This window comes from Phaeobacter sp. 11ANDIMAR09 (assembly GCF_001294455.1).
Classification (GTDB): Bacteria; Pseudomonadota; Alphaproteobacteria; order Rhodobacterales; family Rhodobacteraceae; genus Pseudophaeobacter.
Genome location: NZ_LIKT01000016.1, coordinates 1 through 12,329, shown reverse-complemented (window position 1 = coordinate 12,329; position 12,329 = coordinate 1). Strand labels below are relative to the sequence as shown.

Genomic DNA, 12,329 nt, shown 5'->3' with positions numbered 1-12,329 from the left:
CCTAGGCTGGGGCATTTTTTACGCCGCCCAGATGATCTGCAGCTCTTCGCGGAAGGCGAAACGCACCAGGTGATCGCTGATTACTTTTCTCCAGCGCGTCAGATCGCCCCGTGGCCCCGTGGTGGCGATGATTGTCAGCTGATGATCTGTGGCACTCATCTCGACTCGATTACCGCTGTCGAAACGCACGCTGCCTTGGGCTTCGTCAAACTCCGCAGTGCCTTTGTGCGACCAATGCTTGCACAGCTGTTGCAGGTAGCGGCTGGCGCTCTCGGTTTGGGCCACGCCGGTTGCAATTTGATCGGGCAGCAGCGCCAGCGCGGCCTTGGCGGTGTTGCGCATGGCAGCGGCAAAGAGTGTGACGTCGATATTGGTGGCGACAAAGGTGGCCCCGGCATCCAGACAGGCGCGCTGCATCTTTGGGTTCAGCGTCAGGATACCGCCGGCCTTACCCGAGGCAACAATCTTACCCATGGCCTCCAGAACTGTCGCTTCGACCTCGGGCGCTCCAGCATTGCCGATAAAGCCCATGTCGGCGGCCAAATCGGCGGGACCGATGAAAACACCGTCGACGCCCTCGACCTTTAGGATTTCATCCAGTGCCGCCATGCCCTTGCGGTTTTCCACCTGCACCAGCAGGCAGATTTCAGCGTCTGCGGTCTGCAGGTAGTCCGGAATCGCCGAGAAGTTGGAAGCCCGCGCCAAGGCCGAGCCGACGCCGCGAATGCCATGGGGCGGATAGGTGACGGCCCGGACCAGTTCGCGGGCCTGATCAGCGCTTTCGACCATGGGGATCAGCAGGGTCTGGGCGCCAGCATCCAAATATTGTTTGATCATCCAGGTCTCGCCAATGGTGGGGCGCACGATGGCATGGCTGTCATAGCCCGCCAGCACCTGCATCTGCGCGGTGATCGAGCGCAGATCATTGGGCGCATGCTCTGCATCAATCAGCAGCCAGTCAAACCCGGCCCCGGCGCTGATCTGCGACACATAGGGGTCGGCCAGACCCAGCCAGCAGCCCATCTGTGGCTTCCCGGCTTTCAAAGCGGCTTTGAACGGATTGTGCGGAGCAGGCATAATGATGTCCTTATGCGGGAATGTTTGACGTTAGAGGAGCCTTAGGCGAAGCGAATGTCAACTGACCCAAAGGGGCCAAAATCGGCGTGAATATCCGCACCTGACGGGCATTCAACTGGGCGGATAAAGCTGCCCGAAAGGATCACCTGTCCGGGGGCAATGCTCTGGCCATACTGCGCCATGCGGCGGGCCAGCCAGACCACGCTTTCCACAGGGTCATTCAGCACACCGGCACCCAGGCCGGTTTCTTCAACCTCGCCATTGCGCGAGGTAATCGCCCCGACCCAGCGCAGATCATGGGCATCCACCGCGTGGCGTTCACGTCCCAGAACGATCCCTGCGTTGGCGGCATTGTCGCTGATGGTGTCATAGACAGAACGCGTTTGGCCGGTTTCTGGATCGGCGCGCAGGATCCGCGTATCCAGGATCTCGATCGAGGGGGTCACGTAATCCGTGGCAGCAATGACCTCTTTGCGGGTGACATCCACGCCGCCAATGGCGGATTTCATCACAAAGGCGATCTCGGCCTCAATGCGGGGCTGGATAAACCGACCCGCTGGCACGGTTGCGCCGGTTTCAAACAGCATGTCGTCAAACAGGATGCCGCTGTCGGGGATGTCGATGTTGAGCGCATATTGCATCGCCTTGGAGGTGAGACCGATTTTCCAACCGATCACCTTTTGACCCGCCGCCGATTTGGCGCGGTAGATGGCGTTTTGCACTGCATAGGCATCATCCATGTCCATTTCCGGATGGCGTTTGGTCAGCAGACCAATCTGTTCCCCTGTCTGTTCAGCCTGGAGCAGATCGGCTGCGGCCTGGGCGTGATCCTGTGGGGTCATGACAGCACCTCGTCCTCAACGCCATTGCGCAGGGTGCCGATGCCTTCGACCTCGATCTCGATCACATCGCCGGGTTTCAAATAACGCGGCGGATCAAAGCGGGCACCGGCCCCGGTAGGGGTGCCGGTGATGATGATATCGCCAGGCTGCAGGGTCATGAAGGTGGAGATATATTCAATCTCGCGGCGGATCGGGAACATCATCCGTGACAACACATCGTCCTGACGGACTTCGCCGTTGACCCGGGTGATGATGCGGGCGTCATCGAGCTGTTTGGCATCGGTAAAGGGCACCAGCCAGGGGCCGATGGCACCGGATCTGTCCCAGTTCTTACCTTGTGTTACGTTGAATTTGGCGTGGCGCACCCAATCGCGAATGGTGCCCTCGTTGCAGAGCGTCAGGGCGGCGATATGGTCATAGGCGTCGTCCTGGGTAATGCGGCGACCGCCCTTGCCGATGACAATGGCAACTTCGCCCTCATAGTCCAAGGTGTGGTTCTCCGGCGGTCGTACCAGGTTTTGGTCGTGACCGGTAAAACCACTGGAAAAACGGGGGAACAGCGACATGTATTTTGGCTGCGCGCTGCCATCCTTGTATTCGGCGTTACGGTCCGGGAAGTTCACCCCCACGCACAGGATGCGCGGCGCATTGGGCAGCACCATTTCATAGGTGAAATCGCGATGGGTGACGGGGCGGTCAGCGGCGAGACTGGCCAATTCCGTGAGACCCTCTGCGGCAATCACATCATAGAGCGTTGCCCATTGAGGGCAGAGCGCATTGAGGGCGATCATACCTTCCTCGGTGACGGCCCCATAGAAAGTCTCACCCTGGGCTTTATAGGTTGCAAAACGCATCTGGTTCCTCCTGCGCGGCTGGCCCTGTGGGCGCGGCCCCCTAAGTGTAGTTTGTATCGGTGCCGCCCGGTCAGACCGGGAAGATCACATTTGTCTGTCCGGTGCCGGAGGAGGGGAAATACTCGGTCACCACCTCGCATTTTCCCGCATATCCGTCCCAACCCAGCGCCCCATAGAGCATCGCCGTGTCATGCATCGAGCCCTCGCCGCAGCAGAACTGCGCATAGTCTCCCAGCATCTTGAGGAAGGTGGCGTGATCGCCCTGTTTCCACATCTCCAGCACATGCAGGTCCATCTGCCGGTTGAACTCGGAGGAGATGGTAAAGGTGCCATTGTTGGCGGCATAGTCCTTGTTGGCCCAAATCTTGTGGCTAAGGCTACCAGAGGCCACCAAGAGGACCTTTTCATCTGAGGCTTCAATGGCTTTGCGGATGGCTTCGCCGACAATACGGCTCTCATCGTGCCCATGTACCGTGGCCCAGGCCGCGATGGAAACCACCTTCATCTCGTGCTCGCGGGCCATGAAACGCATCGGCACCAGGGTGCCATATTCCAGCTCGAGACTGTCGAGTTGGTGACAGAGTGTGTAGGCACCCCTGTCGGTGGCCGCCTTGGCAATAGCTTCACCCAGTTCGGGGTTGCCCTCGTAAGAATAGGGCAGGTTCTGAATGAACTGGGGGAATTCATTTGAGGTGAAAAGCCCCTCGAAATTTTTGTTGGCATTGATGTGGAAGCCCGCGTTGATCACCCAATGGGTGTCGCAGATCACCACGGTGGTGGCTCCCAACGCCTTGGCCCGGCGGGCAATTTCGCCGTGGCCGTCAATGGCGGATTGGCGTTTGCCTTTGATCGGGCCCTCCTGCTCGGACATGAGCATGGTGGGCACATGGGTCATCTTGGCGGCGAGAACAATCTCTCCCATGGGGTCTCTCCTTGTTGCTCGCGGGGGAGGGGCCAGCCCCTCGATTTCAAATAGGATTTGAAATCTCACCCCGGGATATTTTTGGCCAAATGAAGCCGGAAAAGGGCGTCAGGCGCCCAGGCGCATGATCTTGTGCTGGCCAGTGGCAAAGCCGATGTGTTTTTGCTCCATGTAGAAGTCAAAGCTCCAGTCGCCGCCATCGCGGCCGATGCCGCTGGCCTTGATGCCGCCAAAGGGGGTGGGGAGGTGGCGGACGTTTTCCGAGTTTACCCAGATCATCCCGGCCTCGAGCTGATCGGTAAAGCGCAGGGCGCGGGTGAGGTCATTGGTCCAGAGATAGCCGGTGAGCCCGTATTGGGTGTCATTGGCCAGCTCCAGCGCTTCTTTCTCGGTGCTGAAGGGGATAGAGGTGAGGACCGGGCCGAAGATTTCCTCTTGAGCGATGCGCATCTGGTTGCTGGCCCCAGTAAAGAGGGTGGGGCGCACGAAATAGCCCTCCTTTCCCAGAGTGGTGCCGCCTGCGGCAACAGTGGCGCCGTCTTGCTGTGCGATGTCAAAATAGGAAGTGACCTTGTCGTAGTGTTCCTTGCTGATCAGCGGGCCGACCTCGCTGGCGGGGTCCAGCGGATGGCCAACCTTGATGTTGTTGACGCGCGCGACCAGCTTAGCCTCGAACTCCTCGCGGATGCTGTCCTGGATGAGCAGGCGCGAGGAGGAGGTGCAGCGTTCGCCATTGATCGAATAGATCATGAAGATCACTGCATCCAGCGCTCGCTCAAGATCGGCGTCGTCAAAGACGATGACCGGGTTTTTGCCGCCCAGCTCCAGATGCAGGCGCTTGAGGGTGTCGGCGCCCTGTTTGGTGATGATGGACCCGGTGCGGCTTTCGCCGACAAAGGCGATGGCCTTGATATCGGGGTGTTCAGTCAAGCGTTTGCCGGCGTCATGGCCGTAGCCGTTGACGGTGTTAAGCACGCCAGGCGGCAGGCCGGCCTCTTCGGCGATCTCGACCAGCAGGCGGGCGGTGAGAGGGCTGTCTTCGGCAGGTTTGTGAACCACGGTGCAGCCCGCCGCCAGGGCCGGGGCGATCTTCCAAGTGGACAGCATGAAAGGCGTGTTCCAGGGGGTGATCACGCCCACAGGGCCGATGGGTTTACGGGTGGTGATATTGAGCAGGGTCGGCGATTGCAGGTGCTGACCGTCGCGGGCCTGTACCACCTGATCGGCAAAATAGCGAAAGTTTTCAGCGCCGCGCAGGGCTGCCTTGGACATGAAGCGCAGAGTCTGGCCAGTGTCCCAGCATTCGCAGAGGGCGATTTCCTCGGCGCGGGCCTCGATGGCTTCGGCAACACGGATCAGGATTTTTTTGCGCTCTGTAGCGGGCATATCGCGCCAGGCGGGGAAGGCGGCCTTGGCCGCTGCGGCTGCGGCGTCGATGTCGGCATCGGAGCCACGCGCGACGTCACAGATCACCGATTTATCCACGGGCGAGATGGACTGGAACAGGCCTGCGGCACCGGGGCGATCCTCGCCGCCGATGCGGTTTTGGACGCCTGTGTCCTGAAACCGGGCCAGAAACCCGCTGAGCTTGGCGATATTGTCGGTCAGGGCGGTCATGAGGATACCTTTTGCGATGCGTTTCCGAGGTGGTCGCGGATGGACCCGGTTTTGGGGGAGAGATCAGGATCGATGTCGCGCATCTCGAGTGAGAGGGCGATAGAGTATCTTGCGATGGCGGGGGCAAGAAAGGCCTGGGCGGCTGCAAAGATGCGCTGCGTTGCGTCTTGCTTTACTTCACCCGACCGGCCAGCACGCAGCCGGATGGAGATGTCGATGAAGCCGTGTTCGGGATTGCCATCAGCGATGGCGTAGTGATCAACGCGAGTGGCGCGGACGCGGATGCCTGCCAGGGGAAAAGTGTCGATCCCGGCGGCGGTGGCGCGAATTTCTTCACAAAGCGCCGAAATATCGACGCGCTGCTCCAGATTGGCCGAATAGTCGATCTGAAAATGGGGCATCCCGCAACCTTTACATGTTAAGTAAAGGCACCATAGCTTCTGGCGCCAGAAGCTGTCAACTAATATTTAACATGACAAGTAAATGCGAGTTTCAATCAAACAGACTTCTCTCATCCCAGCGCTGTGTAGAAGGCAGAGTGCTGGGATGAGAGTGGGGCTGTTTGCGCCTTAAGGCTGAGAGAAACATCCATCGTCTGCAAGCTGGTCCAGAGAGGGCATCACTTTCACTTCCAGATATTCCTCGAGGCCGAATTTTCCGCCCTCGCGGCCATTGCCGGATTGTTTGTAGCCGCCAAAGGGAGAGCCATAGGCCGTCGCATGCCCGTTGATGGCCACGGCTCCGGCGCGTAAGGAAGAAGCGACCCGATACGCGCGCGATTTGCTGCCGGTTTGCACATAGGCGTAGAGGCCAAAGTCGCTGTCATTGGCAATCGCGATGGCGTCTTCTTCGCTGTCAAAGGGGATCATCACCAGGACCGGTCCAAAAATCTCTTCGCGGGCGATGCACATGTCATTGTGGACATCGGCAAAGATGGTCGGCCGCGCGTACCAACCCTGTTCAAAACCTTCCGGCTTGCCCAATCCGCCAGCCAGGAGCGTCGCGCCTTCATCAATGCCAATCTGGATCATGGCTTGGACACGGTCAAATTGCATCTGGTCAAACAGTGGGCCAATATGTGCGCCCTCTTGGGCCGGATCGCCCAATAATTGGGTTTCTGCTGCGTGCTTGGCAATTTCCAGCGCTTTCCCATAGCAACTGCGCTCGACCAGCAGGCGGGTTGGGGCATTGCAGGACTGACCGGTGTTGTGAAAACACTCCTGCACCGAGGCAGTGACACGGGCTTCGAGATCGCAATCAGCAAAAAGCAGGTTGGGCGATTTGCCACCCAGCTCCAACGCTACGCGTTTGATGGTATCGGCGCTGTCTTTGGAGACCTGCACCCCGGCCCGAGTGGATCCGGTAAAGGACATCATGGTGATATCGGGATGGGTCGACAGGGCCGAGCCGACCGAGGGGCCGTTGCCAAAGACGAGGTTGAACACGCCTGCAGGATAGCCTGCCTCATGGATGATTTCGGCAAAGAGGGCGGCGGAGAGGGGGGTGTATTCCGAGGGTTTCAACACGCAGGTGGCGCCAACGGCCAGGGCGGGCATCACCTTTTGCGCGATCTGATTGATCGGCCAGTTCCAGGGCGTGATCAGCCCGCAAACGCCAATGGGCTCGCGTAACACTACGTCGCCATTGGGCAGTTCTTCCTGATCTTCCAAGGCCTCCAGGATATTGGCAAAATCTTCGGCATAGGCGATGCCGCAGGCGGCCTGTTCCTCGCGCGCCATGCTGAGCGGTGCTCCCATTTCCTGGCTGATGGCCTGGGCCATTTCCTCGTTGCGCGCTTCCAGAATGTCGCGCAGACGCCGCAACAGGGCCAGGCGCTCTTCTTTGGAGGTTTTTGAGAAACTTTCAAAAGCGCGAGCGGCGGCGGCAACCGCGCGATCCACATCGGCACGGGTGCCCAGCGAGACCGTACCGATCTGACTGTTGGTTGCCGGGTTCATGATGGGAAAGGGGCTGGGGTCAATCGGATCGACCCAGGCGCCGTCGATATAGAACTTGTCACAAAGGATCATGCTTTTGTCTTTTCTCTCGGTGTCACTGAACAACGGGCTCATGGGCCAGTTCGAGGTGGAGTTTTGTGCCAGTATAAGGATTAGCGGCAATGGCGGCGTCATCAAGCTCAATCCCAAGCCCCGGCTCGGTTGCGGGGATGACATAGCCAGCCTCCCAAGTGATCGAGGATTTCAAGCAGGACATGTAAGCTCCCTCAAAGGTGCCGATGCTTTCCAGGATCAGAAAGTTCGGACTACAGGTGGCGATCTGGATGTTCGCCGCTGCCACCACAGGGCCACAGTAGAGATGCGGCGCTATCTGTGCCTGCCGGGTTTCCGCCATACTTGCGATCTTTTTCGCCTCGAGCAGCCCGCCAACCCGACCCAGATCCAGCTGCAGGATCGAGGCGGCCCCAGTTTCCAGAACCCGGGCAAATTCATGCTTGGTACACAGCCGCTCGCCAGTGGCAATTGGGACCGAGGTGAAGCGGGCGATTTCGGCCATATCGGCGGGGTTTTCCGGCGTCGTGGGCTCTTCGAACCACAGGGGCTCATAGGGTTCCAGCCGCCGCGCCATGCGTTTGGCACCTGATACGGTGAATTGACCATGGGTGCCAAACAATAGATCAGCGCGGGTGCCCACGGCCTCGCGGATACGCTTGCAGAACTGTTCGCTGCGCTCCAGATCCTCCATCCGGGGTTGGTGTCCGTCATAGATGGTATAGGGGCCGGCCGGGTCGAATTTGATGGCAGTAAAGCCTTCATTTACCCGCTGCAGGGCCACCTCAGCTGCCATGTCCGGGTCATTGTAGACATTGGGTGTGTCCGGGTCGGGATAGACATCGCCCTCAGTCGGGTAGAGATAGGTATAGCTGCGGAGCCGGTCATGCACCTTGCCACCCATCAGCTCATAAACCGGCTTGCCCGCTGCCTTGCCGATGATGTCCCAACAAGCAATTTCCAAGCCGCTGAGCACGCCCATCACGGTCACATCCGGACGCAGGGTGAAGCCGGCGCCATAGGATTGCCGCCAGAGCTTTTCGATATGGTGCGGATCCGCCCCATAGAATTGCCGCTCAAACATCTCTTCCGCCATGGCGCAGCACAGATCGGGGCCAAAGGTGGCGTTGTAGATCTCGCCCACCCCGGTGATGCCGCAGGTGGTGGTGAGGCGCACAAAGATGAAATAGCGGCCGCCGTGGCGCGGAGGCGGATTGCCAAAGACAAAGGTTTCGATCTTGTCGAGTTTCATCAGATATTTCCTGTCATTCCGCCGCTTGGGCGCTGTGTGTGTTGTCTTCCAGAACCAGATCTGCGGCGCGGGCGGCCAGCATCAGGGTGGGGGCATTGGTGTTGCCGGAGGTGATGTTGGGAAAGGCCGAGGCATCAATCACCCGCAGCCCGCTGAGGCCATGCACCCGCAGGCGCGCGTCCAGTACCGAATCCTGCGCGTCATGGCCCATTCGACAGGTGCAGCTGGGGTGGAACACGGTGCCGGCCCGGGCGCGGAAATTCTCCAGCAGGGCGGCATCATCCATGGGTAAAATGTCGGGCTCACGTCGCGCCCGGGTGACGGCCTGCATCGCCGGAGTTTGCGCCAGTTCCTGCAGCAGGTGGCTGGCGCGTATGGCGGTCGCGCGGTCTTCTTCGGTTGCCAGGGAGTTCGGTTGGATCAGCGGAGCATCACCGGGATTGGCTGAACGCAGAGTGATCTCGCCCCGGCTGGTGGGGCGGCTGGGTTGGACACAGAGCAAAAAGCCGTTGTCCCGGTCGATTTGCGGTTTGCCGTCAGGCCGTGTCGCATAGGAGGCCGGATTGCAATAGAGTTGCACATCGGGAACATCGGCGCCCTTGGTCCGGGCATAGCCGCTGCATTGATTGACCGGAACGCTTAGCGGACCACGGCGGGTTAAAACATAGCGCAGCCCTGCCATGAATTGTCCCCAGCGATTGCCCAGCGTTGCATTCAGGGTCACCGTGTTGGACCAGTAGAAATGTGACAGTGCCAGGTGGTCCTGTAGCCCGCGCCCAACCTCGGGCAGGTGATGGGCGACATCAATGCCGTGGGTTTTCAACATCCCTGCCGGGCCAATGCCGGAAAGCTGCAGGATCTGCGGCGAGCTGACCGCGCCTGCACTCAGGATCACTTCGCGGCTGGCTGTGGCCTCGTGGATCTGGCCAGCCTGGCGATAGCGCAGGCCGGTGGCGCGCTTGCCCGTCAGCATGATCTGTTCGACCTGAGCCTGGCGGAGAACTGTCAGATTTGAGCGTTTGAGGGCAGGGCGCAGGAAGGCATCCGCTGCCGACCAGCGAAAGCCATTGCGCACTGTGCTGCGGACATAGTTCAGACCTTCGCCCGGCGCATGGTTGCTGTTGCCGGACGGCAGGGCATTCATATTGGTGGATGTGGGCCAGCCCATGTCTCTGGCGGCCGCCAGAAAGTTCTGCGCGAAGGGGTGCATCTGGCCCTGCAGATCGGTGACCCGAACAGGCCCGCCGCCGCGCCGCTGCCTGTTGCCATCCGGGCCAAGCTCGTCGTTGCTTTCCAGTGCATCAAAGCTTTGCCGCACGGCGTCCCAGCCCCATCCCTGGGCTCCGGCGGTCTCCCAGTCGTCAAAGTCATGGGGCAGGCCGCGCACATAGGCCATGGCATTGATCGAGCTAGACCCACCAATCACCTTGCCACGGGGCCAATAGCCTGTGCGGTTCTGCAGCCCGGGGTCGGGCTCTGCCGAAAAACACCAGTTCACCGCCGGGTCCGAAAAGGTGAAGCCATAGCCGACCGGGATCTTGATCCAGCCGCGACGATCACTGCCACCGGCCTCCAGCAACAAGACCTGATGTCCACCACAGCGGGTCAGCTTGTCGGCCAAGACACAGCCGGCCGAACCGGCTCCGATGATGATAAAGTCAAATCTCTGCGTCACAGCGGCATCCTTATGTCTTGTCGGAGCATGAAAGCAGTATTAGGCATAAATCAAACAATGGGTTTTTACCCATAGGCATCATTGAGGTTAAGTATTGGCATGAAGGATCTGCCCCATGTGATCTGGCTCAAGGCCTTTGATTCCGCCGCCCGCCACAACAGTTTTACTGCTGCAGCCAGTGAGTTGGGGCTGACGCCCGCTGCGATCAGCCAGCAGATCAGGCATCTTGAGCAACATCTGGATGCACAATTGTTCCGACGCCTGCCACGCGGGGTGAGCCTGACGGATGTGGGCCAGGCCTATGCGCAGACGATTGGGAAATCCTTTGAAGATATGGCGCTGGCCACCAACGGGTTGTTTGGCAAAAAGCGCACCCGAATCCTGCGGGTGCGTGCTTCGATTTCCTGCGCAGCGCTGGTGATTGGCCCCCGCCTGGCCGCGTTCAAGGCGGCGCATCCGGACATTCTGGTGCAGATGACGACTTCGGTCTGGGCGGACCGTTTTGATGATGAGGCCCTGGATGTTGATATCCGCTACGGGTTGGGAAATTGGGGCGAGGCACAGATTGCGCATCTTGGCCATGAATACGCCGTGCCTGTGTGCCGGGCGGACTATGCCCAGAGCTTTGGCGAGAATCTGACGATCCAATCCCTGGCCGCTGGCGATGTGGTTCAGATCATCGGATCCGAGACCGATTGGGGAAAACTGTCAGAGCTGCATCATCTGGGGCTCAAGGTGACGACGGATTGGTTAAAGGCGGATTCGTCGCTGATCGCTCTGCAAACGGTGTCGGCGGGGCAGGGTGTCACCATGGTGCTTGAGAGCTTTGCCAGGCAGTATCTAGACCAGGGGGTGTTGATTGCCCCTGTTCCCTATCGGCTGCCAAAGCGGCGGTCGCACTATTTGGTTGTGAATGACAGGGCCCAGCTGAAAGAGGAAGTCCGGCTGTTTTGCAATTGGGTGCAATCGCTTTATCAGGAAATGACCTTTTCGGAGGCTGAGCATCCGGGCTGATGGCTGGCTTATAAATCGATCAGGTACGGGTCGCACCGCAGCGCCTTTTCGGGCGCCCCCCCGGGGTCTAGGCGATGTCAGATATCGCGCTGCGCAGGGCGGATAAAAGGAAATCACATTCCTCACGGTTGATGGTGATTGGCGGCGACAGAACTAGCCTGTCTCTCACAGGCCGGACGATGACACCGTTTTCGATACATTTATTGGACATCCGGGCCCCGGCCTGAGCAGTAACCGGAAAGCCCGCTTTGCTCGTTTTGTCAGCCAACAGATCTACGGCCGTGATCAGCCCTTGCCCGCGCACATCACCAACAATTGGCAGATCCATCAGGCTTTGCGCTGTTTCTTGCAGTAGGCGCCGGTGTCCCGTGCAAGGGTCAGTAGGCCCTCACGTTCGATGATCTCGACGTTTTTGAGCGCCGCTGCACAGGCGACGGGGTGGCCAAAATAGGTCAGTCCTATCGAGAAGACTCCGCCGTCACATTGCGGGCGGCTGATGACCTCATAGATCTCGTCCGAAATCAGTGTCGCCCCCAGTGGGATATAGCCTGAGGTAATGCCTTTGGCCGAAACCAGAATATCGGGCTGATAGTCAAATACACTCTCTGAGCCGAACCATTCCCCCAGACGGCCGAAGGCAGTGACCACCTCATCTGCAATATAGAGCATGTCGTGGCGTTTGCAGACTTCCCATATGCGCCGGTGATAGCCCTTGGGGCCGACGAGCACTCTACCTTCGCCCATGATGGGTTCAGCAATACAGGCGGCGACATTTTCTGCGCCATGTTGTTCAATTCTGTTCTCAAACTCCTGCACCAGACCTTCGCAATAGGCCTCTTCGGTCATGGTCCCCGGTTTAGCATAGAGATTGGCAATCCCGTCCAGCAGACGGCGCCCGTCGGTGACATAGGGGCCCTTTGCGGTTTCGATCACCTCGCTGCCTTCATCTTTGAAGGTGGTAAAATCCGTATAAGTATGCAGAACATGGTTGCGGTCCTTCGCCCAAGCGGAATTGGCGTCTGGTGTGGTTATGGCGATGCCTCCTTGCGCGAAATATGTCAGGGAAA

The 12,329-nt window shown here is 59.4% G+C and carries 12 protein-coding genes; 1 reads left to right on the top strand and 11 read right to left on the bottom strand.

Features of this window, described 5'->3' with window-relative positions:
* Nucleotides 1-18: 18 nt before the first annotated feature.
* From AN476_RS13860 to AN476_RS13820, 9 genes are all read right to left on the bottom strand, one after another.
* Complete coding sequence (locus AN476_RS13860; RefSeq protein WP_054462194.1) at nt 19-1,077, bottom strand: aldolase/citrate lyase family protein; 1,059 nt, start codon at nt 1,075-1,077, stop codon at nt 19-21.
* Between the two features lie 41 nt (nt 1,078-1,118).
* Nucleotides 1,119-1,919, bottom strand: a complete 801-nt coding sequence (hpaH, locus tag AN476_RS13855) for a 2-oxo-hept-4-ene-1,7-dioate hydratase (RefSeq protein ID WP_054462193.1) — start codon at nt 1,917-1,919, stop codon at nt 1,119-1,121.
* Nucleotides 1,916-2,773 carry a fumarylacetoacetate hydrolase family protein gene (locus AN476_RS13850; RefSeq protein ID WP_054462192.1) on the bottom strand — a complete coding sequence of 286 codons (858 nt, stop codon included), beginning with the start codon at nt 2,771-2,773 and terminating at the stop codon, nt 1,916-1,918. The genes hpaH and AN476_RS13850 overlap by 4 nt, the downstream gene beginning before the upstream one ends.
* A 70-nt stretch (nt 2,774-2,843) precedes the next feature.
* The gene (hpaD, locus tag AN476_RS13845; RefSeq protein WP_054462191.1) at nt 2,844-3,695 is read right to left on the bottom strand and encodes a 3,4-dihydroxyphenylacetate 2,3-dioxygenase; all 852 of its coding nucleotides are present in this window, start codon (nt 3,693-3,695) and stop codon (nt 2,844-2,846) included.
* Nucleotides 3,696-3,803: 108 nt separating this feature from the next.
* The gene (hpaE, locus tag AN476_RS13840) at nt 3,804-5,312 is read right to left on the bottom strand and encodes a 5-carboxymethyl-2-hydroxymuconate semialdehyde dehydrogenase (protein ID WP_054462190.1); all 1,509 of its coding nucleotides are present in this window, start codon (nt 5,310-5,312) and stop codon (nt 3,804-3,806) included.
* Complete coding sequence (locus AN476_RS13835; RefSeq protein WP_054462189.1) at nt 5,309-5,713, bottom strand: 5-carboxymethyl-2-hydroxymuconate Delta-isomerase; 405 nt, start codon at nt 5,711-5,713, stop codon at nt 5,309-5,311. The genes hpaE and AN476_RS13835 overlap by 4 nt, the downstream gene beginning before the upstream one ends.
* Nucleotides 5,714-5,881: 168 nt before the next feature.
* The gene (locus AN476_RS13830; RefSeq protein ID WP_054462259.1) at nt 5,882-7,342 is read right to left on the bottom strand and encodes an aldehyde dehydrogenase family protein; all 1,461 of its coding nucleotides are present in this window, start codon (nt 7,340-7,342) and stop codon (nt 5,882-5,884) included.
* 22 nt (nt 7,343-7,364) lie between these two features.
* Nucleotides 7,365-8,573: a mandelate racemase/muconate lactonizing enzyme family protein gene (locus AN476_RS13825; protein ID WP_054462188.1), complete on the bottom strand. Its 1,209-nt coding sequence runs from the start codon at nt 8,571-8,573 to the stop codon at nt 7,365-7,367.
* Nucleotides 8,574-8,586: 13 nt separating this feature from the next.
* Nucleotides 8,587-10,248, bottom strand: a complete 1,662-nt coding sequence (locus tag AN476_RS13820; RefSeq protein WP_054462187.1) for a GMC family oxidoreductase — start codon at nt 10,246-10,248, stop codon at nt 8,587-8,589.
* 99 nt (nt 10,249-10,347) lie between these two features.
* On the opposite strand from AN476_RS13820, the gene AN476_RS13815 reads away from it, so the two are divergent.
* Complete coding sequence (locus AN476_RS13815) at nt 10,348-11,262, top strand: LysR substrate-binding domain-containing protein (RefSeq protein ID WP_054462186.1); 915 nt, start codon at nt 10,348-10,350, stop codon at nt 11,260-11,262.
* Between the two features lie 67 nt (nt 11,263-11,329).
* On the opposite strand, the gene AN476_RS23225 is transcribed toward AN476_RS13815, so the two are convergent.
* Together AN476_RS23225 and AN476_RS13805 are read right to left on the bottom strand one after the other, a co-directional pair.
* Nucleotides 11,330-11,590: an aspartate aminotransferase family protein gene (locus AN476_RS23225; protein ID WP_054462185.1), complete on the bottom strand. Its 261-nt coding sequence runs from the start codon at nt 11,588-11,590 to the stop codon at nt 11,330-11,332.
* Nucleotides 11,590-12,329 (bottom strand): aminotransferase class III-fold pyridoxal phosphate-dependent enzyme (locus AN476_RS13805; RefSeq protein WP_216598382.1); only part of this gene is annotated, 740 nt, incomplete at its 5' end. The genes AN476_RS13805 and AN476_RS23225, both read right to left, overlap by 1 nt.